Here is a 26,965-nt window from a genome sequence, read left to right on the forward strand (position 1 = left end):
TCAGTTCAAAAATTATGGGCCAGCCGTACCAGGCGCCTTCCCGGTACGCATCAGAACCGGCGATACATCAGCGCTTCGGCCAGGTGGGAGCGGTCCAGCAAGGCCGCGCCGCCGTCGAGGTCGGCGATGGTGCGCGCCACCCGCAGGGTGCGGTGGTAGGCACGGGCGGAAAGGCCCAGCCGTTCCAGGGCGCCGTCGAACCAGCGCCGTTCGGCCGGTCCCAGGGCGCAGTCGCGCTCCAGCTCACGCGTGCTGATTTCCGCATTGGAACGGCCGGCGCGCATCAGCGCATGGGTCCGCGCCTTGACCACGCGCGCTCGCACCATGGCCGAATCCTCGTCCTGGCCGGTGCGTGGCGCACCCAGCTCGCCCACCGGCAACTGCGGCACTTCCACTGCGAGGTCGATGCGATCCAGCAACGGCCCGGATATGCGTCCCCGGTAGCGCTGCACCTGGTCGGGCGTGCACTGGCAGCGCTGGCGGGGATCGCCGGCATAGCCGCACGGACAGGGGTTCATCGCGGCCACCAGTTGGAACTGGGCGGGAAAGGTCGATTGCCGCGCGGCCCGCGAGACGACGATATGGCCGGATTCCATCGGCTCGCGCAGCACGTCCAGCACATGCCGGCCAAACTCCGGCAACTCGTCCAGGAACAGCACCCCGTTGTGGGCCAGGGAAATCTCTCCCGGCCGCGGTATCCCACCGCCACCCACCAGGGCCACTGCCGAGCTGGTGTGATGCGGGGCCCGGAAAGGCCGCCGGCGCCATTGCGCGGGATCGACCGAATGCCCTGCCACCGACAGCACGGCGCAGGTCTCCAGCGCCTCCAGCTCGGACAGCGGCGGCAGGATGCCGGGCAGGCGCTCGGCCAGCATGCTCTTGCCGGTCCCCGGCGGCCCGTACAGCAGCAGGTGGTGTCCACCCGTGGCGGCGATTTCCAGCGCACGCCGCGCCTGCAGCTGGCCGCGCACATCGATCAGGTCCGGCCCGGGGCCCTCCGCGGCCATGTCGGGCGCCCCGCCCGGCTGTCCCAGCTCTTGCGCCCCACGCAGCCAGCCGCATACCTCGGCCAGCGTATCGGCCAGCAGCACGTCGGCATCGGCGACCAGGGCGGCTTCGGCGGCATTGGCCCGGGGCACCACCACCCGGCGTCCGCGTGCCCGCGCCCGCAGCAGCGCCGGCAGCACGCCCGACACGCCACGCAGGGCGCCGGACAGCGCCAGCTCGCCGAGGAATTCGCAGTCGTCCAGCTTTTCCCGGGGCACCTGGCCCCCGGCGGCGAGGATGCCCAGCGCGATGGCCAGGTCGAAGCGTCCGCCGTCCTTGGGCAGCTCGGCCGGCGCCAGGTTCACGGTGACCTTGCGGTTGGGGTATTCGAAGGCGGTGTTCTGGATCGCCACGCGCACGCGGTCGCGTGCTTCGCGCACGGCCGCTTCGGGCAGGCCGACGATATTCGTGCCCGGCAGGCCGCCGGAGAGGTGAACCTCCACCATGACCTGCGGCGCCGCCACGCCTTCCTGGGCACGGCTGAGCGTGACGGCAAGGCTCATGGAGCGGCGGCTGAGGAACCAGCGTGAGGGCGGCTGCCAGGTTCGAACATGGAGCAACGCCCTCCAGCGGCCTACGATAAAAACAGCCGCCCCCGATCGTTCTCGGGGTGAGGGTGACGGATCGGGGGCGGCTCCCGGGACGTGGGCCCGCGCCCCCGCTATTCAGCCGTGGACGCCAGCCTCGAGTTCTGCGATTCGCTTTTCCAGGACCTCGACCTTGGCGCGGGTGCGCGCCAACAGCTGGCTTTGGACCTCAAACTCCTCGCGGGTGACCAGATCAAGGCGGCGCAATCCCTGCGCCAGGACATCGCCAAAGTTGGTGCGCAGATCCTGGTGCGCCTGAGCCAGTCCAGTTGGAACCAACGAAACGAGACGCTGGGCAAGTTGATCGATATCCTGCCTATCCATCATGGATAGCACCTCGAACTCGTCGGGGATGAGTGTAGATTCATGTCTTTAAATGCCACCATCAGCATGCTCCGCTTTTTCTTGTAGGCATTGTCCTACACGGGGGACGCCCCAGGCGACAGCCGCCGGTCAACCCGGGCAGAATGCGCTCCGGCGGCGCCCGCGCCGATACGTCACGATTGTCGAGGAATCTCCATGAAGCTGGTGGTTGCGGTCATCAAGCCGTTCAAGCTGGACGATGTACGCGAGGCGCTGGCCGAGGTGGGCGTGCAGGGCATCACGGTGACCGAGGTGAAGGGTTTCGGCCGCCAGAAGGGCCATACCGAGCTGTACCGCGGCGCCGAGTACGTGGTCGACTTCCTGCCCAAGATCAAGCTGGAAGTGGCGGTGAGCGACGAGCAGTTGGACCGCGTGGTGGAGGCCATCCAGTCCTCGGCGCGCACCGGCAAGATCGGCGACGGCAAGATCTTCGTGCACCCGCTGGAACAGGTGATCCGCATCCGTACCGGCGAGCTGGACAACGACGCGCTGTAGTCGCGCTAGCCTGCCGGCGAGGCCGCCTGCGCCCGCTCGAAGCGGCGGTGGTGCACCAGCAGGCCGCTGAAATAGCAGACGTAGTAGCCGATCATCAGCCCGAAGATGGCCAGGGTCAGCGGACTGTTGCCCAGCGCGGGCGCGGAGTGGGTCATGGCCGGATCCTGCAGCTGGGGCATCGCCACCAGGAGGCGCCAGGCCAGCCGCGCGACCAGCAGCACGGTCAGCAGGCTGCCGATCCAGGCATTGGGGATATAGAGATCGGCGCCGCTGGCGTCGCGTTCGAAGCGGGTCAGGCGCAGGCCCACGATCCCCAGCACGGCACCGGCCAGGACGCCGCCGAGCAACCCCTCGAGCAGCCGCAGGTTGTGCAGTCCGCCGAGCGCCAGCAGCAGGCCGATCACGGCGAAGACGGCGATGCGGCCGGTCATCCGGTGACGGCGGATCGGCTGGCGACCGAAGCTGCCGCGCACGCGGCGCCACACGGCGAAGGCCATCAGCGGGATCAGGATCGCGTAGATCATCGGGGGAGTCATCGCCGTCGCCTCCTGGAAAGGAATGAGCCTAGCCTACCGGCCCGGCCGCCGCCCCACGACTGATGGCATGCAGCCATCGCGCATGACGCCTGTCATCCGCGATGGCTCGGGGCGACCTACCTGGCCTTGCCCTGGTTGGCCACGGCGGCCATCTTGGCGGCGATGGCGTCGGCATCGCCCAGGTAGTAGTGGCGGATCGGCTTGAGCTCGTCGTCGAACTCGTACACCAGCGGCACGCCATTGGGGATGTTCAGTTCGACGATGGCCTCGTCGGAGATGCCGTCCAGGTACTTCACCAGCGCGCGCAGCGAGTTGCCGTGGGCGGCCACCACCACGCGCTGGCCCGAGGCCACCGCCGGCGCCAGCACGTCGTGCCAGTACGGCAGCACGCGGGCCACGGTGTCCTTCAGGCACTCGGTGTCGGGAATCATCGAGGGGTCGAGCGAGGCGTAGCGCGGATCGTGCACGGACTCGTTGCTGGCGCGGTCCAGCGGTGGCGGCGGGATGTCGTAGCTGCGACGCCAGATCTTCACCTGGTCCTCGCCGTACTTGGCCGCCGTCTCGGCCTTGTTGAGGCCGGTGAGGCCGCCGTAGTGGCGTTCGTTGAGGCGCCAGTCGGTCACCACCGGCAGCCACATCTGGTCCATCGCGTCGAGCACGCCCCACAGGGTGCGCACGGCGCGCTTGAGCACCGAGGTATGGGCGATGTCGAAGGCATAGCCTTCGGCCTTGAGCAGGCGGCCCGCCTCGGCGGCCTCGGCCTGGCCCTGCTCGGTGAGGTCCACGTCGGCCCAGCCGCTGAAGCGGTTGTCGAGGTTCCACTGGGACTGGCCGTGACGGATGAGGACGAGTTTGTGCATGGCGGGGATTCGTGGCGGAAACCCGGAAATGGTGAGGCCCCGCCCCGGCCCCGTCAATTCGGCCGCCCCTGCCGAAGGTCACGCTAAACCCCCGGGGCGGCGGGTGCATCCTAGGGAGGCATCCATCCAACTGACCGGAGTCCCGTCATGCGCCTGCACCGTCTCGCTCTCGCCCTCGCCCTGATCGCGCCACTGGCCGCCCACGCCGACGACGACATCAGCAAGGTCAATGGCACCGTGCACCTAGACGCCGGCCAACATGCCGGCAAGGTCAGCACGGTCAACGGCGCCGTCCGCATCGGCGACAACGCGGTAGCGGAGAAGGCCAGCACGGTGAACGGCTCGGTCGAGCTGGGCGAGCATGCCCAGGTCGGCGACGTCGACACCACCAACGGCTCGGTCACGCTCGGCCCGAACGGTCGCGTCAGCGGCGACGTGGATACCACCAACGGCGGCATCCGCCTGGGCAAGGGCGCTGACGTGCGTGGCAGGGTCGGCAACGTCAACGGCAGCATCAGCCTCGACGCCGCCCACGTGGGCGGCGGCCTGCGCACCACCAATGGCGACGTCACCGTGGGCGCCAACTCGCGCGTGGAAGGCGGCATCCTGGTCGACAAGCCCGGCGGCTGGTTCAGCTGGAACAGCAACCACCGCCCGCCGCACGTGGTGATCGGCCCGCACGCGGTGGTGCAGGGCACGCTGGAGTTCCGCCGCGAAGTGGTGCTGGAAGTGAGCGATACCGCGCAGATCGGCCCGGTGAAGGGCGCCACGCCAGTGAAGTTCAGCGGGGACGCGCCGGCGGAGTGATCACACCCAGTCGCGCGGCTTGAGGTAGTCCTGCAGCCGCGCCTCGGGCGATGCCGGCTCGGGTTGGTAGGCGTATTCGAAGCGCACGCGCGGCGGCAGACTCATCAGGATGGATTCGGTACGGCCACCCGACTGCAGGCCGAACAGGGTGCCGCGGTCGTAGACCAGGTTGAACTCGACGTAGCGGCCGCGCCGGTAGAGCTGGAACTCGCGCTCGCGCTCGCCGTAGGGCTCGTCCCTGCGGCGCTCCACGATGGGCAGGTAGGCGTCGAGGAAGCCCTGCCCCACGTCGCGCGTGAAGGCGAAGCAGCGCTCGAAGCCGCCTTCGTTGAGGTCGTCGTAGAACAGGCCGCCGACGCCGCGCGTCTCGCCGCGGTGCTTGAGGTAGAAATACTCGTCGCACCATTGCTTGTAGCGCGCGTAGACATCCGCGCCGTACGGCGCGCACAGCTCGCGCGCCACCGTATGCCAGTGCACCACGTCCTCGTCGCGGGGGTAGAACGGGGTCAGGTCGAAGCCGCCGCCGAACCACCACACCGGCTCGACGCCCTCCTTGCTGGCCTCGAAATAGCGCACGTTGGCGTGCGTGGTGGGCACATGCGGATTGCGCGGATGCAGCACCAGCGAGACACCGGTGGCGACGAAGCCGCCGCCGGCCAGGTCCGGGCGGTGCGCGGTGGCGCTGGGCGGCAGCTGGTGGCCGTAGACGCGCGAGAAATTGACGCCCGCCTGCTCGAAGACGCCGCCGTCGCGCAGCACGCGCGTGCGCCCGCCGCCGCCGCCGGGCCGGGTCCAGGCGTCCTCGGCGAAACGGGCCTTGCCGTCGATGCGCTCGATGGCCGCGCAGATGCGGTCCTGCAACTCGCGCAGGAAGGTTTCGGCTCGGTCGGCTTGCTGGCTCATCGGGCGGCTCGTGCGGTGTCGAAATGCGGCAAGCTTAGCAAGTGCGCCAAAACAGGCTGCTGTGGCGACGCGTTGCGCCAGCGCACGGTTTCAGCTGACCCGCGCACGCATGCGCCGGTGGCCGATCAGCGATGCCCAGCGCAGGCCGACATCGATCCACATCAGGTAGCCCGATTCGGCCAGCAGGCGCACCAGGTAGCGGCGATCGAGCACCAGCTCGGGCTCGGCCGCCACCGGCACGCAATCGAAACCCAGCCGGCGCGCGAGCAACTGGCAGCGCGCCAGGTGATAGCGGCTGGAGACCAGCGCCACCGGCGGCAGCACGCAGGTGATGGGACCGTCCTCCTGCAGCAGGCTGCGCGCATGGCGCAGGTTCTCCAGCGAATCGACCGAAGCCTGCTCCAGCTGCAGCACCACGCCGGGCGGCAGCCCCTGGCCGGCCAGCCAGGCCTGCCCGGCCGCGGCCTCGCTGAGGCTGCCGCCGCCACGTCCTCCCAGCAGCAGCACGCGCTCGGTCTGGTGGGCGCGCATCAGCGCCAGGGCGCGGCGCAGGCGTTGCTGGTAATCCGCCTCGGGCCGGTCGCGCACCAGGCGGCGGCCGAACACCAGCACGGTCATCGGCCGCGCCGGCGCCAGCGGGCTGCGTGCCGCCACCCGCCAGACATGGACCAGGTAGCCCACCCACAGCAGGCCCAGGCTCAACGCCAGTGCGACCAGGGTGACCAGCGCCGCATGCCATACGTCGCGGTCGCTCAGGTAGCGCCAGGGACCACGTTTGAACGGAGCGGTAATAGGCAGCACGAGAGGGCGGGGCGACCGGGGGGGCCGAGGGCGCAGTGTGCGCAGCCGCGCACCGTCGCGCAATCCACGCCGGTACCCGCCACGGCAAAGATGAACGCCACCTTCGCCGTAAATTTTCCAGACTAGGCAATGGCACAGGTGCTGGTTAGGCTCGTTGGATGCCTGTACCGATCCAACCCCTTGCTGTCAGTGCCAGCACGGCCACTTCCGCGCTGGGCCAAGGGCTCGAAAGCCATCTCGACGCCCTGTCCGGCGGCCGCGGCGGCCTCCGCGAAAACGATTTCAGCAGCGCCCCGCTGGCCTGCTGGATCGGCCGCGTGGCAGGCGTGGAGGACGCCCCGCTGCCGGCGGCCCACGCCATGTGGGAATGCCGCAACAACCGCCTGGCCTGGCTGGGACTGCATCAGGACCGCTTCATCGAGCATGCGCTGGACGCGCGCCAGCGCTACGGCGCCGCGCGCGTCGCGCTGGTGCTGGGCACTTCCACCGCCAGCATCGGCGCCACCGAGGAAGCCTACCGCCGGCTCGATGCCAACGGCCGCATGCCGCCGGAGCTGCGCCGCCCGCCGATCCACGCGCCCCATTCGCTGGCCGGCTTCGTGGCGGAGGCGCTGGGGCTGGAAGGCCCCTGCCTCACCATCTCGACCGCCTGCTCGTCCAGTGCCAAGGTGTTCGCCAGCGCCGAGCGGCTGATCCGGTTGGGTCTGGCCGACGCGGCCGTGGTCGGCGGCGTGGATACGCTGTGCGACAGCGTGCTGTTCGGCTTCAACGCCCTGGAACTGGTGTCGCCGGAGCCGTGTCGTCCCTTCGACCAGGCACGCCGGGGCATCTCCATCGGCGAGGCGGCGGGTTTCGCGCTGCTGGAACGCGTGGAAGCCGCTCCCGCGGCGCCGCGATTGCTCGGCTATGGCGAATCGAGCGATGCGCACCACATGTCCACCCCGCACCCGGAGGGACTGGGGGCGGAGCTGGCCCTGCGCGATGCCCTGGCGCGGGCGGGGCTGGAACCCGGGCAGGTCGGCTACGTCAACCTGCACGGCACCGCCAGCCTGAAGAACGACGAGGTGGAGGCGGCGCTGATCGATCGTCTTTTCCCCGCCACCACGCGCGCCAGTTCCACCAAAGGCTTCACCGGCCACACGCTGGGCGCGGCCGGCATCTTGGAAGCGGTGTTCGCACTGCTGGCCATCGGCCACGACCTGGTGCCCGGCAACCTCGGCTGCCTCGCGCCCGATGCCGCCTGCGGCCCGCAGCTGGCGCTGCGCGGCGAACGGCGGCGCGTCGGCGTGGCGCTGAGCAATTCCTTCGGCTTCGGCGGCAACAACGCCTGCCTCGCCTTCGGGAGCGCGCCGGCATGAGCGCTCTGCACGTCCATGTCGACGGCATTGGCCTGTGGTCGCCCACGCTGGGCGATTTCGCGGCGCTGCGCGCCCAATGGCAAGGCGCTGACGTCAGCGTGCCTCCCTCGCGTCCGCGCGCCGCGGCGCTGCCCGTCAACGAACGCCGCCGCGCGCCGGAAAGCGTGCTGCTGGCGGTCGAGGTGGCCGGCCAGGCGGTGGCGATGAGCGGCTGCGCCGCCAGCGAACTGCCGTGCGTGTTCAGTTCCATGTATGGCGACCAGCTGATCTCCGACTACATGTGCACGACGCTGGCGCAGGCGCCGCACGAGCTGTCGCCCACGCGCTTCCACAACTCGGTGCACAACGCGCCGGCCGGCTACTGGACCATCGCCTCCGGCTGCCGCGCGGCCTCCCATGCCATCAGCGCCGGGGACGCCAGCTTCGGCGCCGGCCTGCTGGAAGCGGCCACGCTGTGCCTGGCCGAACAGCGGCCGGTACTGCTGGTGTGCAGCGACATCGCCGGCAACGGCCCGCTGGGCGAGATGAGCGGCATCCGCGCCGCGTTCGGCTGCGCCCTGGTGCTGTCGCCGCGCGCCGGCCCGCGGTCGCTCGCCCATCTCGCGCTTACCTTGACGCCGCATGCCGGGGACGCCCTGCGCCCCGCGCCGCCCACCGGGGCCTGGCACGAGGCCAACCCGATCGCCACGGCCGCTTGGCCGCTGCTGCAGAATCTCATCGATGGCGGCGGCCAGTGCACCCTGGCCGCCGCCGAAACCCTGGCCATGCGCGTTGTACTGGAGACGCTCGCTTGAATACGCCCGATGTCCGCTGGTGCGTGCTGATTCCCTGCCTCAACGAGGAGGCGGCGATCGGCGACGTGGTGCGTTCGGTGCTGGCCCTGGAAGTGCCGGTGATCGTGGTGGACGACGGCTCGGACGACCGCACGCCCGAGATCGTCGGCGCGCTGCCGGTCACCCTGCTGCGCCATCCGCAGCGCAGCGGCAAGGGCGAGGCCCTGCGCACGGGTTTTCGCGAAGCGCTGCGGCAAGGCTTCGACGCCGTGCTGACCATGGATGGCGACGGCCAGCACCTGGCCAGCGACATTCCGCGCATCCTCGCCGCCGCCAGGCGCTATCCCGGCCACATCGTGATCGGCGCGCGCCTGCTGGAACGCGAGCAGCAGCCCAAGGGCCGCCGCCGCGCCAACGCGGTGGCCGACTGGGGCATCTCCTGGGCCTGCGCCCAGCCGGTGGCCGACACGCAGAGCGGGCAGCGCTGGTATCCGCGCGCGGCACTCGACCTGGTGGACCTGCCGGCGGAGAACTTCGTGTTCGAGGCGGCCATCCTGATCGCCGCCTCACGCGAGAAGGGGCTGGGCGTGGTGTCGGTGCCGATCGCCTCGCGCTACCAGGGCGAGTTCCGCCTCAGCCATTTCAGCCCGGTGCGCGACGTGGCGCGCATCACCCTCTACACCATCGGCCAGGTGATACGGCACGGCGACGTGGTGGCCAGCTACCGCCGCTCGCGGGCCTCGCGGCCAGTGGTGTTCGACACGGCCACGACCTAAGAGCCTGTCAGGCCATGCCGCCATTCACGCCGATCACCTGGCCGTTGATGTAGCCGGCCGCCTCCGAGCAGAGGAACGCCACCAGCGCGGCGACTTCCTCCGGCTTGCCGGCACGCTGCGCGGGCACCAGCTCGCGGATGCGCTCGGGCGGGAAGTCCTCTCCGATCATGCGCCCCTCGATCACGCCGGGCGCGACCACGTTGGCGGTGATGCCGCGCGAGGCCATCTCGCGCGCCAGCGAGCGCGTCGCGCCATGCAGCGCGGCCTTGGCGGCGGCGTAGTTGGCCTGGCCGCGGTTGCCCAGCTGCGCCGCCACCGAGCTTACCGACACGATGCGGCCGAAGCGCGCGCGCGCCATCGGCAGCAGCAGTGGCTGGGTGACGTGGAAGAAGCCGTGCAGCGACACGTCGATCACATGCCGCCACGCTTCCTCGGACAGGCCCGCCAACGGACCGTCCCGGTGCACGCCAGCATTGTTGACCACGGCATGGACCGGCCCATCGGCAAGCAGGCCCTCCAGCGCATGGCGGGTGGCCGCGCCATCGGTCACGTCGAACGCCACCGACTGCGCGCTGCCGCCCAGCTCACGGATGGCGGCGGCCACGTCGTCCGCGCGCCCCAGTGCGCTGTTGGCATGCACGATCACGTGGTAGCCGCCGACGGCCAGAGCCTGGCAGATGGCCCCGCCGAGGTCGCCGCTGCCGCCGGTCACCAGGGCACGCCGGGAAGAAGAGGTCTGCGACATGGAATCCCTCGCGTTCAAGTGGCGACGTAGAGCACGGCGGCGCGCCCGCTGGCCAGCCGCCGGCCGGCCTGCTCGACGCGGAATGCGTATTGCGCCCCGCCGCTATCCGCGTAGAGCCGTTCGGCATGGACGTCCAGACGTCCATGCCCGGCGTCCACGTACTCGATCCACAGCTCGACATCGCGCAGGCCGACCAGCCGGCCTGGACGCGCCGCCTCCACACCCCGCCCGCGTACCAGCAAGGCGCCGTGCAGCGCCATGGCCTGCGCGCCGTACTCGGCCAGGTGCACGGCATGCAGGCCCAGCGCGCCCCGTAGGGGATGCCCGTCGGCGACGCTGGCCACGGCATGGAGGCCGGCATCATCCCACGACAGCACGGCATCCAGCAGGCACATCGCGCCCCGGTGCGGGATCAGGTGGGCCCAGTCAGCCTTGGCGAGCATGGGGAGCCATCAATATCGAAAGGCAGAAATGGAAGGCGACGCCCAGGCTGACGGTCAGCCCGATCGCGCGCAGCACGGGGATCGGGCTCCACGCCAGCATGCCGAACACCAGCAATGCCGAGGCCACGCACACCAGCGTCGCATGCAACGTGCGCCGCTGCTCGGCGGCATCGCCGGTGTCGCGCTCGAAGAACAGCGCGTAGTGCAGCCCCAGCCCCGCGGCGAGGATCAGCGCCACCAGGTGGAACAGCGATATCTCCACGCCCGCCGCGCGCTCCACCGCCAGCACCAGAAAGGTGGCCAGGGTCATCGGCGCCAGCACATGCCAGGCGCGCCGCAGGCTGCGCAGGGCCAGCGCGATGGCCAGCACCAGCAGCGCCGTCGCCACCAGCAGGGCATGCAGGATGCGCGTGCGGTAGTCCACCACCAGCGACTCGGCGGTCGCCTTCAGATCGAGCAGGCGCACCATGCCGTCGCTTTGCGACGCCAGCGCCCGCAGGGCCGCCACGTCATGCACGCCGCTCAGCGTGCCCAGGCCCAGCCAGTGGCCGTCGCGCGACACCAGCATGGTGGACAGTCGCTGGCCCAGCGGGCTGGCGGCAAAACGTGCCGGGGTCAGGGCCGGCAACTGCCGCGCCTGCTCCACGTCGTCGGCGAACGGCGCGAACAGTCCGGGCTGGAATGGCAGGCCCTGTTGCGCTTCGCGCAAGGCCTGCCCCAGCGTGGCGCGGTCCGGCAGGCGCCGCTGGCGCGCCTGCTGCACCGCCACGCTGGGCAGGTAGCGCGACGGCAGTTCCACGGCATCCACCGCGTGGCGCGCCACCAGGGCTTCCAGCGACGGCTCCAGCCGCTCGGAAAGCGCCAGCACGCCCTGCTCGTCCACGGCCTGCAACACCAGCAGGTAACGCACGTCGGGCGCCCCCAGGTCGGCGCGCAGGCGCGCATCGCGCAGCAGCAGGTCCTTGGGCAACGGGGTGAGCGCCGACAAGTCGTTCTGCCAGAACGGTCCTGGCGCCACGGCAAGCATGATGGCGGCGGCCAGCGCCACCAGCGGCGGTAGCCAGCGCGGACGCGGCAAGGCCTCCGCCAGCCGCCGTGCGCGAAGCAACCATGGCATCGCCGCCACGTCGTGTACGCGCGCCGGCAGCAGGCGCGGCAACAGGTAGCGCGTGCTGAAGCCAGCCACCAGCAGTCCGGTCACCGTAAAGACGGCCAGTTGCTCCAGGCCGCCCACGCCGGACGCATAGAAGGCCAGATAGGCGATGCATGCGGAGGCGATGGCCGTCAGCAACAGCGGCCAGAGGTCGCGCACGCTTTGCACCGCGTCCTCGCCGGCGCGGCGATGGCTGAGCACGCGGATCGGGTATTCCTGCGCCACGCCGAGCAAAGTGAAACCGAAGGCCAGCGTGATGCCATGCACCTGCGGAAACGACACGATCAGCGCCACGATGCCCGCCAGCGCCGCGCTGGCGATAGGCAGCGCCGACAGCAGCAGCGAGCCGATGCTGCGGTAGGCCAGCAGCAGCAGCAGCACGAAGCCCACGGTGGAAACCCGGCCGATCCACTCGGCCTGCCCGCGCGTCTGCGCGTTGGCCACCACGCTGAAATAGCCGGGACCGCTGAAGGTCAGGGTAGCGCCGCCGTGGTCGGGCAGGCGATCGAAGGCCTGGCGAATGCCGTCGATGGCTTGCACCTGCGCCTCGGGATCGAAGCCGGGCGCGCGCGTCTGCACCAGCAGCAGCGCCTCATCCTGGGCGGAGAACCACACGCCGTCGCGCGTTTCCGGCGATTTTGGCGGCGACCAGCGCTCAGCGAGCTTGAGCACCTCCAGCGTGGGATCGCGCGGCAGCAGTCCCTTCAGCAAGGTGGCCGCCGGCGAGGACAGGTCGTCCAGCCGCTGTTCGAGTTCATCGCGCAGGAAGGCCGCATCCATCCGCTGGTGGTCCAGCGTGGGCGAGAGCAGGTAGCGGTAGGGCAGCAGGCGCTCGTCCAGCGCGCCGATGTCGAAGCTGCCGTTGAGCACCTGGGTATAGCGCGGGTCCTGGCGCAGCGCGGCGGCAAGCTGCCGGCTGAGTGTCGCCAGCCGCTCGCCGGGCTGGCCGGCGATGGCCAGCAGCAGCAGGCGCGAACCTGGACCCTCGCCCAATTGCTCCATCAGCAGGCGCTGGTCGGGCGTGGCCGGCGCGGGCATGAAGCTGCGCAGGTCGGTGCTGACGCGCAGGCGCTGCCATGCCACCGCGCCAAGCAGGGCCAGTGCGGCCAGCCATGCCACCAACAGGAGCCACCGGCCGCCGTGCCGCACGTTCAGCTGTCCTGGCAAAGCGCAGCCAGCGCCTCGCGCGTGGGCGCCACGGGCATCTTCGCGGCAAGCGTGCCGAGCAGGTCGACCGAGAGATCGCCATCGGCCTCCTGCATGCGCAGGCAGCGCGGCTCGCGGCCGTGACCATCGATGTCGATATGGCCGATCGTGCGCGCGAGCGCCGCATCGCGCGGCGTGAGCGAAAGCGTCCAGTCCTCGCCGCGAGCGTCGTGCCGGATCAGGAAGGACTGTTCCAGGCGCGCGGCGTCGCCGCCCAGCAAGGCCACGAAGCTGTCGAGCAGCAGTTGCAGCTGGGGGGCGCGCCTGAGCGAGAAATGGCGCGCTTCGCGGCCCTCCCGCTGCTGCGTCACCTCGCCATCGGCGATGGTCGAGATCTCGCGGCTGGGATGGTCGACGCGGCGCTCCAGGCGGTCGCCGCCCAGCCAGGCCAGCTCGCCGGACACCACCAGCGGCTGGGCCAGCATCTTCATGAAGCGGGCTTCGGTGAACGCCGTGCGCGCGGGCGCGGGCCGGCCGAGCGAGGCGACCAGTTCGCGCGCGGCGGCGGTGTCCTCAGGCGCCGACGCGTTCGCGCACAGCGACAACATCAGGCCGCTCAGGAGCGCGCACGTCTTGCTGCCAGAAGTCATAGAAGTTGAACCAATTGTAGGGAGCGGCGTGCACGTAGTGTTCCACGCGGCGGGCGTAGCGGGCGAGCAGCTCATCCAGCATGTCCGCGCGCTCCTGGCGCGGGATCCGGACCTGGTCGGCGAACGGCTCGAACACCAGCCGGTAGCGGTTGCCGCCTTCGTACAGGCCGAAGCACAGCATCACCGGCACGCGCAGCGTATGCGCCAGCAGCCACGGGCCCACCGGGAACGGCGCCGGCTCGCCGAGGAACGGCGCGCGGCGCAGCACCTCGTGCTCGCGGCCGCGATCAGCAAGCAGGGCCACCATCGCGCCCTGCGCACAGGCTTCGGCGGCGGCCAGCGTGATGGAGGCGCCGCCGCGCGAGGCATCGATCACGTTGGCGCCGACTTCGGGCGCCAGCGCTTCCAGCAGCTCGGTCATGGCCGGCGTCTTCTGCTTGTCCAGCACCACCCGCAGCGGGATGTCGGGCCGGCGCGAGCTGATCGCGCGCAGGGCCTCGAAGCTGCCCTGGTGCGTGCCCAGCAACAGCAGGCCGCGCCCCTGGGCGAGGCAAGCCTCGAGTGCGTCGAGGCCCTCCACGCGGATGTCGAAGCCCCGCTCGCCATGCGCGAGCAGGAAGATGCGGTCGAGGAGGGTGGCAGCGAAGCAGTGGATATGCTTCATCACCTGCCACGGCGTGGCCGGCCGGCCCAACACGCGCTCCAGGAAGCGGCGCGAGGCCTCTCGCTCGGGCCCGCGCCGCCAGTAGAAGTACAGCGTGATCGGATACAGGAACAGCCGCCCCAGTGGCCGGCCACCGTGCAGGGCGATGCTGCGGATCAGCCATATCGCGAAGCGGCCGCCGCCTTCGGGCCGGCTTTGCCAGTGCTCGCTCATGCCGCGCCCTCGATGATGCCGCGCGCGAGCAGTTCGCCGCCGCGATGAATGGTGAAGCGCACGCGCCCGGATGCCTCGGCCAGGGCCACCTGCGCCTCCTGTTCCGGATGCAGCGGCGCCACGAACTTCGCCTCGGCCACGCGGGCCAGGCGCTCGCCGCGCCAGGCGCGGAGCGCCTGCGCCACCGCTTCCAGCAGCAGCACGCCAGGCACCAGCGGCTCGCCCGGGAAATGCCCGGGCAGGCAGGGATGGTCGGCGGCGACCCGGAAAGTCCGCTGGAAGCCGGCGTGGCTCATGGCGCGGCAGGATCCTCGCCGCGCACCAGCTGCGGCCAGCGCGAGGCGATGCCCAGCGCCAGCTCGTGCAGGCGCGGATGGCGGATATGCCGTAGGCGCCAGCGACGAAAGGCATGTTCCAGCAGGAACGCCAGGGCGATCAGCACATAGCCGCCCACATGGGCGTACGACTGCGCCGGCCCCGCCGGCACCGGCCAGGGCAAGGCCAGGCCCAGCGAGGCCAGCAGGCCGCCCGGCTCGGCGCACAGCAGCAGCACCGACAGCACCAGCGCCTGGGTGGCGGTTAGCACGGTCCAGAACCAGGTGAGCCCCCGCGCGTAGGCCGCCAGGCCGGGCGTCCGCAGCCGTTCGGGACCTTCCACCGCCGCGATGAAGCGTGCGATCAGCGGCGTCGCCCCGGCGCGCAGGCTGCGGCCGAACAGCGAGGCAAGCAACAGGTTGATCGCGATGGGCACGCATGCCAACAGCACCCCCACCAGGCCATGCCACCACAGCCAGCCCATGGCCAACAGGGCCAGCAGCCAGGCCACCCATGGCGCCGGGCGGCGCGACGCCAGCCCGGGCGCCATCAGCAAGGTCAGCAGCAAGGCGCACGCCGCCAGCGAGAACGCCTGGCGGTGGGTGAGCACGCCGGCCATCGCCAGTACCGGATAGCCGAACATCAACGGCAGCCAGCGCCGGGGCGCGGATGACGACGGTGAGGCGGGTAGGGACGACATGGACGGATCAGCCTGCTCGCTCGGCATGGGACGACTGCGGCAGGACCTGCCGCGCACGTCGACCATCATGCCCGATGTTCGTTAAACGGCGCGGTGCCGTTCGATATGCTCGGAAAGCGTGCGCAGGCTGGTGAAGATCTGGCGGTTGTCCGGGTTGTCCGAGCGCAGCTGGAACCCGTAGCGCTTGGACACGGCCAGCGCGATCTCCAACGCATCGATGGAGTCCAAGCCCAGATCTCCGCCGAAAAGCGGGGCATCGGGGTCGATCTGATCGGCTGTGACGGTTTCCAGATTGAGGCTTTCCACGATCAACGTGGCCAGTTCGTGTTGTGCGGTGCTCTGCTCAGCCATGCTTCAATCCGTACGGTGCGAACGCCTCTCCCCCAGAGGCGACGGTCATCAAGTGTAACATGGCGCCCCCTTCTTCCCCGGCTTTCGCCCATGGTTCAGGGTTGTGAAATCGCCAATCCCGTCGCACGTCGGGCACCGCGAGTGTCCTACCGCCAGGCCGAAGCGGAGGCCGTGCTTGGCGAGCCCGGCACGCTCGCCGTGCTCGGCTTCGGCCGCGGCGCCGCCGGCAGCGAGGATCCCCGCTGGCTGGGCGTAGGCCTAGAGGGTTTCGACGCCCCGGCGCCGCTGGAGATCTGGCAGGTGGACGGCACGGTCGTCCATGGCCGCGTCGGCGCCCTGCGCTGGGCCGCTGGCGCGGGCTGGCTCTACGCGGCCATCGAGATGGACGAGCGCGAGCATGGCGGACCACTCGGCGCAGCCACGGCCGCCTACCGGCAACTGGGCGACTTCCTCGCCGTCCGCCGCGAACGGCATGTGCAGCGCCTCTGGAACTACCTCGCCGACATCAATCGGGGCGACGGCGACGACGAGCGCTACAAGCTGTTCTGCGAGGGGCGCGCGGCCGGCATGGGCGACCGCTTCGGCGAGGGTTTTCCCGCCGCCACGGCCATCGGCCACCACCTCGGCGAGCCTCGCCTGCAGGTCTACCTGCTGGCCTGCGACGAGCCCGGCCGGCGCGTGGAAAATCCCCGCCAGGTCAGCGCCTGGCGCTATCCGCGCCAATACGGCCGCATCTCGCCCAGCTTTGCCCGGGCCATGGCCCTGCCCGCCCAGGACGCGCTGGCGATTTCCGGCACTGCGGCGGTGGTCGGCCACGCCTCGGCGCATCAGGACGACCTGCTCGCCCAGTTGGACGAGACCCTGGCCAACCTGGAAGCGCTGCTGGCCAGCGCGGGCATGGCGACGGGCTTCGACACCCAGTCGCCGCTCAAGGCCTATGTGCGCCACGCCACGGACGCCCCGCAGGTACGCGACTTCATGCGGCGGCGCCTGCCCGGCGTGCCGGTGCTGCTGCTGCACGGCGACATCTGCCGCCGGGAGTTGCTGGTGGAGATCGACGGCTGGCGCTACGTCTGAGAGCCTGTTCAGCCCGACCAGCCGTTGGGTGCGCGGCAGGCGGGAAAGGCCTGCTGGAAATGCCCGACGAGGAAATCGGCCAGGCCGGTCTCGCGCTCGGGCAGCGCGGCATAGACGTCGGCCAGCGAAAGATCGCCCTTGCCGTCCGCGATCGGCACGCTGCTCAACACCGCCGCGCGTACCGTCAACCCGCCCATGCGGTAGCGGAACAGCGCCGTGCATTCGTCCGGGCGCGATTGCCAGCTCATCACCGGATTGGTCTGGCCGAGGTTGATCACGGGCTGGTCGTTCAGGGCGGCAAGGCGTTCGCCAGCCCCCGGCAGCAGGCCGGCGGCCTCGTCCAGCATGCATCCCACGCAAGCGGGTATCACCGTATACGTGACCCAGCCGGCCGACGCGCCCTCGGGCGCCGTGAAGGTGTAGATGGCATTGCCGTCGGCGCCGATGACGGCGCGCTGCACGCGCCATCCCGCGGGCACCGGCATCCAGCCCGCCGTGTCGGCGTAGAACCAGTGCGGCGGCTCCTTCGCCGCCGACCAGCCCGCCGGCAGGGGCGGCAGGCGGGCGGCATCGACGCGTACCCAGTCGCCGGAGCCGGCACGGACGTCGATCAGGGTCACCGCGACGCTGCCCACGGCGCTCTCGCGCAGCGCGTAGTCCGTGCCGGCGGCGGAGCGCAGGTCCGGCGTGGATCGCAGCTCGCGCACGCCAACGGCGGCCTGCGCCGTCGATAGATACAGCCAGCAGAGCATGGCGGCGGCAGCCGCCCGGAACATGCGACGCATGCGCTTTCCCCTGTCGCCAACGCGGCGGCCAGTTATACGCCGCCACCGCCGGCGCCGCGCCCCGCCGTTGGAGATAGGCCGTCAGTCCGCCTTGGTGGGGCGTCGCCAGCCATGCACGGTCGCCTGCCGGGCGCGGGCCACGGTCAGTTCGCCGGCGGGCGCATCCTTGCCGATCACCGAGCCGGCGCCGATGGTAGCCTGCGCGCCGATCGTCACCGGCGCCACCAGCGCGCTGTTGGAGCCGATGAAGGCGCCGTTGCCGATGGTGGTGAGGTGCTTGTTCGCGCCGTCGTAGTTGCAGGTGATGGTGCCGGCGCCGATGTTGACGCCGCTGCCGATCACGGCATCACCCAGGTAACTGAGGTGGTTGGCCTTGCTGCCCTCGCCGAGCGTGGCCTTCTTGGTCTCGACGAAGTTGCCGATATGCACGCCAGCCGCCAACGCCGTGCCCGGACGCAGGCGCGCGAAGGGACCGATGACGCAGGGGCCATGGGTCACCACGCCCTCGATGTCGCAATGCGCCAGCACCACGGTGCCGGCGGCGAGGCTGGCGTCCTTCAGGCGCGTGAAAGGACCGATGCGCACGTCGTCGCCCAGCGCTACCTCGCCTTCCAGGATCACGTCGACGTCGATTTCCACATCCATGCCCGCCGATACCTTGCCGCGCACGTCGATGCGCGACGGATCAGCCAGGCGCACGCCATCGGTCATCAAGGCCCTGGCCACGCGCGAACGGTGCTGCGCTTCGAGCTCGGCCAGTTGCAGCGGATTGTTGGCGCCGGCCGCCTCGACCTCGTCCTCGCATTCCACGCAGGTCGCCGCGCGGTTTTCGCCCGCGGCCATGGCGAAGATATCGGTGAGGTAATACTCGCCCTGCGCATTGTTGCGGCCGAGCCTGGACGTCCAGCGCTTCAAGGCCTCCGCCTCGGCGGCGACGATGCCGGTGTTGATCAGGTTGATCGCGCGCTGCGCGTCGTCGGCGTCCTTCTCCTCCACCACCGCGCGCACCAGGCCGTTGCCGTCGCGCAGCACGCGGCCGTAGCCGAATGGATCGGCCACGCGCGTGGCCAGCAGCGCCACGGTGCCCTCGGCGGCCACCAGCCGCTGCAGGGTCTGCACGCGGGTCAGCGGCACGTCGCCATACAGCACCAGCACGACGGCGGCGTCCGGCACGTCCAGCAATGCCTCGCGCACCGCATGCCCGGTGCCGAGCCGCTGCGACTGCAGCACCCAGCACAGGTCCGCCTGGCCTTCGAACGCGGCGCGCACCTGATCGCCGCCATGGCCATAGACCACGTGGATCGCCTGCGGCTGCAAGGCGCGCGCGGCATCCAGCACATGGGCCAGCAACGGCCGGCCAGCCAGCGGCATCAGCACCTTGGCCTTCTTCGATTTCATGCGCTTGCCTTCGCCGGCGGCAAGGATGATGACGTGCAGGGGAGCGTTCTTGTGCATACGCGGAAAACCATCTTGACTGGCCCGGGAGGATAGCAGCCGACATGCGGCGCTCCCCGGGCCCGATGATGTAGATCGTATAGCCAAGCCCTTCCCCAACCTCCCGCGACCATAGGGAGTCCCTCTTCTGGGCAAGCAGGGAGAGGCCGAATGGGGATGCCTGTGATTAAGGGCTTTGTTTGAACGCTAAGGCGTGGCGCGTCCGGATGCGCTCGCGTCGGCGACGGGCCGGCCGTCCCGCCAGGCAAAGCGGAATACATAGTCCAGGCTGAAGGGCCGCGTCTGGCTGCCTACTTCATGCGTGTTGCCGTCGGCATCCGCGGCCCATTGGCTGATGCGCAGGGGTTCGAACGTCCATTGCATGGCCGTGGCGCGCACCGCCTCGTCGAATAGGCGGGTGCGCGCGTCCGCCTGGGCCTCGTCCTCGATGCGGACCTCGCTGACCCTGCCTTGCTCGTCCACCACCAGGCGGGCCTCCACTTCTTGCGGCGGCAGTCGCTGGCCGAGCAGCGACGGCGGATAGGCGGGCGCGGGATGCTCGGCGGGCACGGCGCCGGTCGAGACCTCGCCCAGGGCCAGCTCGTAGTGCTTGAGGTCGCCCTTCGCGACGGCGCGATAGGAGGTGTCGCTCTCGGTCGTCGCATGCGGGCCGGCGGCCGGCACGCACGCGCACGCCGCCAGCATGGCCGCCGCCAGTCCCATCGGCCAGCCGCGGCAAAGCACCCGGAAATCCGCATGTGCCGTGCGCATGTCGTCGCCTCCTTGCCGAATCGCGGGGAGCATAAACAAAAACGCCGGCCCAAGGGCCGGCGTTCCGCTGGACGGTGGCTGGCCGCCCGCTTCAGTGCTTGAGCGTCTTGCGCAGGCGCTCCAGCGCCTGCAGCTGGGTGACGGCCTCGGCCAGCTTGGCCTGCGCCTCGGCGATCTCCACCGCATCGGTGCGGTTGGCCAGGGCGTCCTCGGCCTCCTGCTTGGCGTGCTGCGCGGCGGCTTCGTCCAGGTCGGCGGCGCGCGCGGCGGTGTCGGCCAGCACAGTGACCACTTGCGGCTGCACTTCCAGGATGCCGCCGGACACCCAGAACTGCTGGCGCTCGCCACTGCCCAGCACCACATCGACGTGGCCCGGCTTGAGGCGGGTGATCAGCGGCGCGTGGCGGGGCGCGATGCCCAGCTCGCCCATCTCGCCGGTGGCGACCACCAACTGCGCCTCGCCTGAGAAGATCTCGGCTTCGGCGCTGACGATGTCGACACGGAGGGTATGACTCATGACGGTATTCCGGTGCGTTCGGTGAAAAGCAGACGATGCTGTGTGATGCCGGTGAAGCACGACGGTCGCGCTTCACCATCATGCGTCACACCGATCAGGCCGCCTTCTTGGCGCCCATTTCCTCGGCCTTCTTGATGGCTTCGTCGATGCCGCCGACCATGTAGAACGCCTGCTCCGGCAGGTGGTCCACGTCGCCGTCCACGATCATCTTGAAGCCGCGGATGGTTTCCTTCAGCGGCACGTACTTGCCCGGCGAGCCGGTGAACACTTCGGCCACATGGAACGGCTGCGAGAAGAAGCGCTCGATCTTGCGCGCGCGGGCCACGGCCAGCTTGTCCTCTTCCGACAGCTCGTCCATGCCCAGGATCGCGATGATGTCCTTGAGCTCCTTGTAGCGCTGCAGCGTGCCCTGCACGCGGCGGGCCACGTCGTAGTGCTCGGCGCCCACGATGTCCGGGTCCAGCTGGCGGCTGGTGGAATCCAGCGGGTCCACCGCCGGATAGATGCCCAGCGAGGCGATGTTGCGCGACAGCGTGACGGTCGAGTCCAGGTGGGCGAAGGTGGTGGCCGGCGACGGGTCGGTCAGGTCGTCCGCAGGCACGTATACCGCCTGGATCGAGGTGATCGAACCGGTCTTGGTCGAGGTGATGCGCTCCTGCAGCACGCCCATTTCCTCGGCCAGCGTCGGCTGGTAGCCCACGGCGGACGGCATGCGGCCGAGCAGCGCGGACACTTCGGTACCGGCCAGCGTGTAGCGGTAGATGTTGTCCACGAACAGCAGCACGTCCTTGCCCTTGCCGGTCTCGTCCTTCTCGTCGCGGAAGTACTCGGCCATGGTCAGGCCGGTCAGCGCCACGCGCAGGCGGTTGCCCGGCGGCTCGTTCATCTGGCCGTACACCATGGCCACCTTGTCGAGCACGTTGGAGTCCTTCATCTCGTGGTAGAAGTCGTTGCCCTCGCGGGTACGCTCGCCCACGCCGGCGAACACGGACAGGCCCGAATGCGCCTTGGCGATGTTGTTGATGAGCTCCATCATGTTCACGGTCTTGCCCACGCCGGCGCCGCCGAACAGGCCGACCTTGCCGCCCTTGGCGAACGGGCAGACCAGGTCGATGACCTTGATGCCGGTTTCCAGCAGGTCGCTGGTGGCAGCCTGCTCGTCGTAGCTCGGAGCCTCGCGGTGGATCACCCAGCGGTCCTGCTCGCCGATCGGGCCGGCCTCGTCGATGGGGTTGCCCAGCACGTCCATGATGCGGCCCAGGGTGGCCTTGCCGACCGGCACCTTGATGCCTTCGCCGGTGTTGCGCGCGACCAGGCCGCGCTTCAGGCCGTCGGTGGAGCCGAGGGCGATGGTACGGACGATGCCGTCGCCCAGCACCTGCTGGACTTCCAGCGTGATGTCGGTGCCGTCGATCTTCAGCGCGTCGTAAACCTGCGGCACCTGATCGCGTGCGAACTCCACGTCGATGACCGCGCCGATGATCTGTACAACTTTGCCCTGACTCATGGATGTGCTCCGGATGGATCTTTTAGGTTCTGTACTAGCGCCGCCAGGGCGTCGCTCTTGTTTAAAAGTGCAACCATGGATGGTTGCTTCTTGACTCTAGCGATCACGGATGATCGCCCTGAACATTCACGGCCATAGATGGCCGCTTTTTGATCTGCTCTTGCAGGCAGGGATGCCTGCACTCATACAGCCGCCGCGCCGCCCACGATTTCCGAAATTTCCTGGGTGATCGCCGCCTGGCGCGCCTTGTTGTAGATCAGCGTCAGTTCGCCGATCACCTTGCTGGCGTTGTCCGACGCGCTCTTCATCGCCACCATGCGCGCCGCGTGCTCGCTGGCGAGGTTCTCCAGCACGCCCTGGTACACCACCGACTCGATGTAGCGGCTCAGCACGTGCTCGAGCACGGTGGCCGGATCGGGTTCGTAGATGTAGTCCCAGTCGTGCCTCTGCTCGAGCTTGAGGCCAGCGACCGGATAGTCCGGCAAGGTGGATGCGCTTTGCGCCTCGGCCATTTCCTCGGCCACCACCGGCAGCGGCAGCAGCGCATGCACCGCCGGCTTCTGCGTCATGGTGTTGACGAAGTCGTTATGGGCCAGGAACACGCGGTCGAGCTTGCCGTCGGTATAGGCGTCCAGCGCCACCTTGATCACGCCGACCAGGCTTTCCAGCTTGGGCTTCTCGCCCAGATGGCTGGCGCTGCCGATCAGGTTCACGCCCTTGAGGCGGCGGAAGAACTGGATCGCCTTCTGGCCGATGGCGATGACATCCACTTCCACGCCCTTGCCCTGCCATTCGCGGATGGCCGGCAGCAGGCGGCGGAACAGGTTGGAGTTGAGGCCACCGCACAGGCCGCGATCGGTGGTGATGACCAGGTAGCCCACGCGCTTGACCGTCTCGCGCTCGGCCAGGAACGGATGGCTGAAGTCGGTGCTGGCCTGGGCCACGTGCGCGATCACCTTGCGCATCGAGCGTGCATAGGGACGCGAGGCTTTCATCATGTCCTGCGCCTTGCGGATCTTCGAGGCCGAGACCATCTCGAGCGCACGCGTCACCTTGCGCATGTTCTGCGTGCTCTTGATCTTGGTTTTGATTTCGCGTCCGCTTGCCATTGTTCTCGCTCGCCTTGCTCGCTCGGGGGAATCGTGAATAGAGAGTAGGGAATAGTGAGAGCGTGGAACGAACCGGCTCTTGGCTATTCCCGATTCTCTATTCCCTATTCCCTGCTCTTACTCACCAGCTACCGGTCTTCTTGTACTCGTCGAGCGAGGCCTTGAATACACCCTCGATCTCGCTGTTCCAGTCACCGGTGGCGACGATCTTCTTCATCAGGTCGCCGTGGTTCTGGTGCATGAAGGCGTGCAGGCCCTTCTCGAAGGGCAGCACCTTGTTCACCGGCAGGTCGTCGAGGTAACCCTTCTCGGCGGCATACACCGACAGCGCCAGCTCGGCGATCGACAGCGGCGAGTACTGCGCCTGCTTCATCAGCTCGGTCACGCGCTGGCCGCGGTCCAGCTGCGCGCGGGTGGCCGGATCGAGGTCGGAGGCGAACTGCGCGAACGCGGCCAGCTCGCGGTACTGCGCCAGCGCCAGCTTCACGCCGCCGGACAACTTCTTGACGATCTTGGTCTGGGCGGCACCGCCCACGCGCGACACCGAGATGCCGGCGTTCACGGCCGGACGGATGCCGGCGTTGAACAGGTCGGTTTCCAGGAAGATCTGGCCGTCGGTGATCGAGATCACGTTGGTCGGCACGAACGCGGACACGTCGCCGGCCTGGGTCTCGATGATCGGCAGCGCGGTGAGCGAGCCGGTCTTGCCCTTCACCTCGCCGTTGGTGAACTTCTCGACGTATTCCTCGGACACGCGCGCGGCGCGCTCGAGCAGGCGCGAGTGCAGGTAGAACACGTCGCCCGGATAGGCTTCGCGGCCCGGCGGGCGCTTGAGCAGCAGCGAGATCTGGCGGTAGGCCACGGCCTGCTTGCTGAGATCGTCGTAGATGATCAGCGCGTCTTCGCCGCGGTCGCGGAAGTACTCGCCCATGGCGCAGCCGGAGTACGGCGCGATGTACTGCAGCGCGGCCGATTCGGAGGCGGAGGCGACCACCACGATGGTGTTGGCCAGCGCGCCGTTCTCTTCCAGCTTGCGCACCACGTTGGCGATCGACGAGCGCTTCTGGCCGATCGCGACGTAGATGCACCTGATGCCGGAATCCTTCTGCGCGATGATCGCGTCGATGGCCAGCGCGGTCTTGCCGGTCTGGCGGTCGCCGATGATCAGCTCGCGCTGGCCGCGGCCGATCGGGATCATCGCGTCGACCGACTTGTAGCCGGTCTGCACCGGCTGGTCGACGGACTTGCGCCAGATCACGCCCGGCGCGACCTTCTCGATCGGTGCGTTGAGCTTGGCGTCGATCGGGCCCTTGCCGTCGATCGGATTGCCCAGCGCATCGACCACGCGGCCGAGCAGCTGCGGGCCGACCGGCACTTCGAGGATGCGGCCGGTGGTCTTGGCGGTATCGCCCTCGCGCAGATGCTGGTACTCGCCCAGCACCACGGCGCCGACCGAATCGCGCTCGAGGTTCAGCGCCAGTGCATAGGCGTTGCCCGGCAGTTCGATCATTTCGCCCTGCATCACGTCGGCCAGGCCGTGGATGCGCACGATACCGTCGGACACGCTGATGATCGTGCCCTCGTTGCGAGCCTCCGCGCCGAGCTTGAACTGCTCGATGCGGCTCTTGATCAGTTCGCTGATCTCGGACGGGTTCAGGGTGGTGCTGGACATGGTCGGTATCCTGAAAATTTAGAAACGAGTTAAGAGGAGGGAGCAGTGAGTGGGAGCGGCGGCATCGCGGTTGCGTGTCCTCTCGTTTCCCACTTCTCCCCCGCTCTTGTCCGCGCTCAGTGCGTCAGCGCGCGGGTCATGCGCGCCAGACGCCCACGGGCGGAGCCATCGATCACTTCGCTGCCGGTATCGATCACCACGCCGCCGAGTAGCGATGCATCGACGCTGGTTTCCAGCTCGATCTCGCGCTTGAAGCGGCGCTTGAGCGACATCTTGAGCTGCTCGGCCTGCGCGGCGTCCAGCGCGAATGCGCTGGTCACCTTGACCAGCAGCTGCGACTCGGACTCGCGCTTGTACGCTTCGTACAGCGCCGCGATCTCCGGCAGCAGGGCCAGGCGGCGACGCTCGGCCAGCTCGCCCAGGAAGCGAGCGAACGGCGCATCGGCGGCCACGTCCTGCGGCAGGTGCAGCGCCACCAGCTGCGCCGGCTGCACGCGCGGGTCGCCGGCGAGGCTGGACACGCGCGGGTCCTTCGCCACCGCGGCGGCGAACGCCAGCGCCTGCGACCATGCGCCCAGCGAGCCGGCCTCGTGGGCCAGCTCGAAGGCGGCGCGCGCATAAGGGCGGGCGAGGGTGATTGCCTGGGCCATGGCTCAGATCTCGGCGACGAGCTGGTCGAGCATCGCCTTGTGGGCGGAAGCGTCGATCTCGCGCTGCACGATCTTCTCGGCGCCCTGGACGGCCAGCCGGCCCACCCAGCCACGCAACTCCTCGCGGGCGCGCTGCTGCATGCTGGCGATCTCCTCGGCGGCGGCGGCCTTCAGGCGATTGGCCTCGTCGATGGCCTCGGCACGGGCCTTGTCCACGATCTGGTTGGCCTGGCCCTGGGCGCGCTCGATGATCTCGTTGGCCTGCTGGCGGGCCTGCTTGATTTCGGTGGCGACCTTGGCGTCGGCATCCTTCAATTCGGCGCGCGCCTTCTCGGCGGCGGCCAGGCCGTCGGCGACCTTCTTCTGGCGCTCCTCGATCGCATGATTGAGCTGCGGCCAGATGAACTTGGTGGTGAACCAGACCAGGATGGCGAAAGAAACCATCTGGCCCAGGAAAGTCAGATTGATATCCATGAGCTTTCCGATTGACTCCGGTAACGCGTTAAACCGCCGATCGCCGCAGCGCTATCACGCTGCGGCGACTCTTGTCGCGCCGATCAGTGGCCGACGGCCGCCTGCACGGCCGAGAGCAGCGGGTTCGAGAACGCGAACAGCAGCGCCACGGCCAGGCCGATGATGAACGCGGCGTCGATCAGGCCGGCCAGCAGGAACATGCGGCCTTGCAGCAGCGGCACCAGCTCCGGCTGGCGGGCGGCGGACTCGAGGAACTTGGAACCCATGATGGCGATGCCCAGGCAAGCGCCGAGCGCGCCGAGGCCAATGATGATGCCGATGGCGATGGCGGTCAGGCCCTGCACATGGGTAAGAAGTTCGGCGACGTTCATGGAATTCTCCTGTGGATCTTTCTAAAGAGTGATAAAGGCAAAGCGGTTTAAAGCGGAACCGGATGGAACAAAGACCTCAGTGATGCTCACGCGCCGTGGCGATGTACACGATGGTCAGCATCATGAAGATGAAGGCCTGCAGCAGGATGATCAGGATGTGGAAGATCGCCCATGCGGTGTTGAAGATCACACCCGGCAGGAAGCTGATCCAGCCCGCGAACAGGCCCGCGATCAGCATGAACACCAGCTCGCCACCGTACATGTTGCCGAACAGTCGCATCGCGAGCGACACCGGCTTAGACAGGTATTCCACGACGTTGAGCAGGAAGTTGAACGGCACCAGGATGGCCACCACGACCGGGTTGTGGGCGTGGAAGGGGGCGGTCATCAGCTCCTTGCCGAAGCCCAGCGCGCCCTTGGCCTTCACGCCGTGCGCCAGCACGATGAAGAACACGGCCAGGGCCAGGCCCACGGTGGTGTTGATGTCGGCGGTGGGCACCCAGCGGAAGAACGTATGGTGGGCGGTCTCGGCGCCGGCGGCGGCCTTGATCGTCCAGCCCGGGGCATCCAGCGGCAGCAGGTCCATGGCGTTCAGGAACGCCACCCACATGAAGATGGACAGGGCCAGCGGGGTCACCGTGCGGCGGTCGCCGTGGAAGGTGTCCTTCACCTGGGTGTCCACGAACTCCACGATCAGCTCGACCAGGGCCTGGCCCTTGGAGGGCACGCCCGAGGTGGCCTTGCGGGCCTTGAGCCAGAACCACAGGCAGAACAGCGCACCCAACAGGAAGGCCACCACGATGGAGTCGAGGTGGACCTGCATGAACGCCCCATCGCCCAGGCTCACCGTATTGTGGTGAAGGTGGTGCTGGATGTATTCGGTGAGTCCGCCCTGCGGCTCGCTTGCCATGT

31 protein-coding genes are annotated in these 26,965 nt (G+C 69.2%); 6 read left to right on the top strand and 25 right to left on the bottom strand.

Annotation, left to right across the window (positions count from 1 at the left end; all coding sequences use genetic code 11):
* Positions 1–50: 50 nt before the first annotated feature.
* Both MJ605_RS06210 and MJ605_RS06215 read right to left on the bottom strand, forming a co-directional pair.
* Complete coding sequence (locus MJ605_RS06210; RefSeq protein WP_243040299.1) at positions 51–1,550, bottom strand: YifB family Mg chelatase-like AAA ATPase; 1,500 nt, start codon at positions 1,548–1,550, stop codon at positions 51–53.
* Between the two features lie 162 nt (positions 1,551–1,712).
* The gene (locus MJ605_RS06215; RefSeq protein WP_243040301.1) at positions 1,713–1,961 is read right to left on the bottom strand and encodes an accessory factor UbiK family protein; all 249 of its coding nucleotides are present in this window, start codon (positions 1,959–1,961) and stop codon (positions 1,713–1,715) included.
* A gap of 192 nt (positions 1,962–2,153) precedes the next feature.
* On the opposite strand from MJ605_RS06215, the gene glnK reads away from it, so the two are divergent.
* On the top strand, positions 2,154–2,492 hold the full coding sequence (gene glnK, locus MJ605_RS06220; RefSeq protein ID WP_243040314.1) for a P-II family nitrogen regulator: 339 nt from the start codon (positions 2,154–2,156) through the stop codon (positions 2,490–2,492).
* A gap of 5 nt (positions 2,493–2,497) precedes the next feature.
* Here glnK and MJ605_RS06225 read toward each other — a convergent pair whose 3' ends face one another.
* Entirely contained in the window at positions 2,498–3,028 is a 531-nt protein-coding gene (locus tag MJ605_RS06225) for a CcdC protein domain-containing protein (protein ID WP_243040315.1), read from the bottom strand.
* A 116-nt stretch (positions 3,029–3,144) separates the two neighbouring features.
* Positions 3,145–3,888 carry a 2,3-diphosphoglycerate-dependent phosphoglycerate mutase gene (gpmA, locus tag MJ605_RS06230; protein WP_243040317.1) on the bottom strand — a complete coding sequence of 248 codons (744 nt, stop codon included), beginning with the start codon at positions 3,886–3,888 and terminating at the stop codon, positions 3,145–3,147.
* Between the two features lie 147 nt (positions 3,889–4,035).
* Between gpmA and MJ605_RS06235 the strand changes: the two genes are divergently transcribed.
* Positions 4,036–4,695, top strand: coding sequence for a DUF4097 family beta strand repeat-containing protein (locus MJ605_RS06235; RefSeq protein ID WP_243040319.1), 660 nt, complete (start codon positions 4,036–4,038; stop codon positions 4,693–4,695).
* On the opposite strand, the gene hemF is transcribed toward MJ605_RS06235, so the two are convergent.
* Both hemF and MJ605_RS06245 read right to left on the bottom strand, forming a co-directional pair.
* Positions 4,696–5,598: an oxygen-dependent coproporphyrinogen oxidase gene (hemF, locus tag MJ605_RS06240; RefSeq protein WP_243040324.1), complete on the bottom strand. Its 903-nt coding sequence runs from the start codon at positions 5,596–5,598 to the stop codon at positions 4,696–4,698.
* Positions 5,599–5,688: 90 nt separating this feature from the next.
* Positions 5,689–6,399: a YdcF family protein gene (locus tag MJ605_RS06245; RefSeq protein ID WP_243040329.1), complete on the bottom strand. Its 711-nt coding sequence runs from the start codon at positions 6,397–6,399 to the stop codon at positions 5,689–5,691.
* A 158-nt stretch (positions 6,400–6,557) separates the two neighbouring features.
* On the opposite strand from MJ605_RS06245, the gene MJ605_RS06250 reads away from it, so the two are divergent.
* The 3 genes from MJ605_RS06250 to MJ605_RS06260 are packed head-to-tail and all read left to right on the top strand — an operon-like array spanning position 6,558 to position 9,306.
* Positions 6,558–7,757, top strand: coding sequence for a beta-ketoacyl-[acyl-carrier-protein] synthase family protein (locus MJ605_RS06250; protein WP_243040331.1), 1,200 nt, complete (start codon positions 6,558–6,560; stop codon positions 7,755–7,757).
* On the top strand, positions 7,754–8,551 hold the full coding sequence (locus MJ605_RS06255; protein ID WP_243040333.1) for a beta-ketoacyl synthase chain length factor: 798 nt from the start codon (positions 7,754–7,756) through the stop codon (positions 8,549–8,551). The genes MJ605_RS06250 and MJ605_RS06255 overlap by 4 nt, the downstream gene beginning before the upstream one ends.
* The gene (locus MJ605_RS06260; protein WP_243040338.1) at positions 8,548–9,306 is read left to right on the top strand and encodes a glycosyltransferase family 2 protein; all 759 of its coding nucleotides are present in this window, start codon (positions 8,548–8,550) and stop codon (positions 9,304–9,306) included. Before MJ605_RS06255 ends, MJ605_RS06260 begins: the two co-directional genes overlap by 4 nt.
* Before the next feature lie 7 nt (positions 9,307–9,313).
* Here the strand turns inward: MJ605_RS06260 and fabG are convergent, their stop codons facing one another.
* The 8 genes from fabG to MJ605_RS06300 all read right to left on the bottom strand — a co-directional run bounded on the left by fabG (position 9,314) and on the right by MJ605_RS06300 (position 15,686).
* The gene (gene fabG / locus MJ605_RS06265) at positions 9,314–10,051 is read right to left on the bottom strand and encodes a 3-oxoacyl-ACP reductase FabG (protein ID WP_243040340.1); all 738 of its coding nucleotides are present in this window, start codon (positions 10,049–10,051) and stop codon (positions 9,314–9,316) included.
* A gap of 14 nt (positions 10,052–10,065) precedes the next feature.
* The gene (locus MJ605_RS06270) at positions 10,066–10,494 is read right to left on the bottom strand and encodes a hotdog family protein (RefSeq protein WP_243040342.1); all 429 of its coding nucleotides are present in this window, start codon (positions 10,492–10,494) and stop codon (positions 10,066–10,068) included.
* A complete protein-coding gene (locus tag MJ605_RS06275; protein WP_425600989.1) occupies positions 10,478–12,772 on the bottom strand; it encodes an MMPL family transporter in 2,295 nt (764 codons plus the stop codon). Before MJ605_RS06275 ends, MJ605_RS06270 begins: the two co-directional genes overlap by 17 nt.
* A gap of 26 nt (positions 12,773–12,798) precedes the next feature.
* A complete protein-coding gene (locus MJ605_RS06280) occupies positions 12,799–13,401 on the bottom strand; it encodes an outer membrane lipoprotein carrier protein LolA (protein WP_243040352.1) in 603 nt (200 codons plus the stop codon).
* Positions 13,367–14,320 (bottom strand): lysophospholipid acyltransferase family protein, encoded by a 954-nt coding sequence (locus tag MJ605_RS06285; RefSeq protein WP_243040374.1) that lies wholly within the window; start codon positions 14,318–14,320, stop codon positions 13,367–13,369. Before MJ605_RS06285 ends, MJ605_RS06280 begins: the two co-directional genes overlap by 35 nt.
* Entirely contained in the window at positions 14,317–14,616 is a 300-nt protein-coding gene (locus tag MJ605_RS06290) for an ApeI family dehydratase (protein WP_243040375.1), read from the bottom strand. The genes MJ605_RS06285 and MJ605_RS06290 overlap by 4 nt, the downstream gene beginning before the upstream one ends.
* Entirely contained in the window at positions 14,613–15,335 is a 723-nt protein-coding gene (locus MJ605_RS06295) for a COG4648 family protein (protein WP_243040377.1), read from the bottom strand. The genes MJ605_RS06290 and MJ605_RS06295 overlap by 4 nt, the downstream gene beginning before the upstream one ends.
* An 81-nt stretch (positions 15,336–15,416) precedes the next feature.
* The gene (locus MJ605_RS06300) at positions 15,417–15,686 is read right to left on the bottom strand and encodes a phosphopantetheine-binding protein (protein WP_243040379.1); all 270 of its coding nucleotides are present in this window, start codon (positions 15,684–15,686) and stop codon (positions 15,417–15,419) included.
* 141 nt (positions 15,687–15,827) lie between these two features.
* On the opposite strand from MJ605_RS06300, the gene MJ605_RS06305 reads away from it, so the two are divergent.
* Entirely contained in the window at positions 15,828–16,763 is a 936-nt protein-coding gene (locus MJ605_RS06305) for a chorismate transformation FkbO/Hyg5 family protein (protein ID WP_486599037.1), read from the top strand.
* An 8-nt stretch (positions 16,764–16,771) separates the two neighbouring features.
* Here MJ605_RS06305 and MJ605_RS06310 read toward each other — a convergent pair whose 3' ends face one another.
* The 11 genes from MJ605_RS06310 to atpB form a co-directional block, all read right to left on the bottom strand.
* Positions 16,772–17,548, bottom strand: a complete 777-nt coding sequence (locus MJ605_RS06310; protein WP_243040390.1) for a DUF4850 domain-containing protein — start codon at positions 17,546–17,548, stop codon at positions 16,772–16,774.
* 81 nt (positions 17,549–17,629) lie between these two features.
* A complete protein-coding gene (gene glmU, locus MJ605_RS06315; protein ID WP_243040397.1) occupies positions 17,630–19,003 on the bottom strand; it encodes a bifunctional UDP-N-acetylglucosamine diphosphorylase/glucosamine-1-phosphate N-acetyltransferase GlmU in 1,374 nt (457 codons plus the stop codon).
* A gap of 186 nt (positions 19,004–19,189) precedes the next feature.
* Positions 19,190–19,753 carry an energy transducer TonB gene (locus tag MJ605_RS06320; protein ID WP_243040399.1) on the bottom strand — a complete coding sequence of 188 codons (564 nt, stop codon included), beginning with the start codon at positions 19,751–19,753 and terminating at the stop codon, positions 19,190–19,192.
* Positions 19,754–19,844: 91 nt separating this feature from the next.
* A complete protein-coding gene (locus tag MJ605_RS06325) occupies positions 19,845–20,270 on the bottom strand; it encodes a F0F1 ATP synthase subunit epsilon (protein WP_243040400.1) in 426 nt (141 codons plus the stop codon).
* Between the two features lie 94 nt (positions 20,271–20,364).
* Complete coding sequence (gene atpD, locus MJ605_RS06330; protein WP_243040402.1) at positions 20,365–21,777, bottom strand: F0F1 ATP synthase subunit beta; 1,413 nt, start codon at positions 21,775–21,777, stop codon at positions 20,365–20,367.
* A 182-nt stretch (positions 21,778–21,959) separates the two neighbouring features.
* Positions 21,960–22,886: a F0F1 ATP synthase subunit gamma gene (gene atpG, locus MJ605_RS06335; RefSeq protein WP_243040404.1), complete on the bottom strand. Its 927-nt coding sequence runs from the start codon at positions 22,884–22,886 to the stop codon at positions 21,960–21,962.
* A gap of 121 nt (positions 22,887–23,007) precedes the next feature.
* Positions 23,008–24,558, bottom strand: coding sequence for a F0F1 ATP synthase subunit alpha (gene atpA, locus MJ605_RS06340; RefSeq protein WP_243040406.1), 1,551 nt, complete (start codon positions 24,556–24,558; stop codon positions 23,008–23,010).
* Positions 24,559–24,674: 116 nt separating this feature from the next.
* The gene (locus MJ605_RS06345) at positions 24,675–25,208 is read right to left on the bottom strand and encodes a F0F1 ATP synthase subunit delta (protein WP_243040411.1); all 534 of its coding nucleotides are present in this window, start codon (positions 25,206–25,208) and stop codon (positions 24,675–24,677) included.
* 3 nt (positions 25,209–25,211) lie between these two features.
* Positions 25,212–25,682 carry a F0F1 ATP synthase subunit B gene (locus tag MJ605_RS06350; RefSeq protein WP_243040412.1) on the bottom strand — a complete coding sequence of 157 codons (471 nt, stop codon included), beginning with the start codon at positions 25,680–25,682 and terminating at the stop codon, positions 25,212–25,214.
* 83 nt (positions 25,683–25,765) lie between these two features.
* Positions 25,766–26,053, bottom strand: coding sequence for a F0F1 ATP synthase subunit C (gene atpE / locus MJ605_RS06355; protein ID WP_074550143.1), 288 nt, complete (start codon positions 26,051–26,053; stop codon positions 25,766–25,768).
* A 76-nt stretch (positions 26,054–26,129) separates the two neighbouring features.
* Positions 26,130–26,963 carry a F0F1 ATP synthase subunit A gene (atpB, locus tag MJ605_RS06360; protein ID WP_243040413.1) on the bottom strand — a complete coding sequence of 278 codons (834 nt, stop codon included), beginning with the start codon at positions 26,961–26,963 and terminating at the stop codon, positions 26,130–26,132.
* Positions 26,964–26,965: the final 2 nt, after the last annotated feature.

The organism is Dyella sedimenti (genome assembly GCF_022760995.1).
GTDB lineage: Bacteria > Pseudomonadota > Gammaproteobacteria > Xanthomonadales > Rhodanobacteraceae > Dyella > Dyella sedimenti.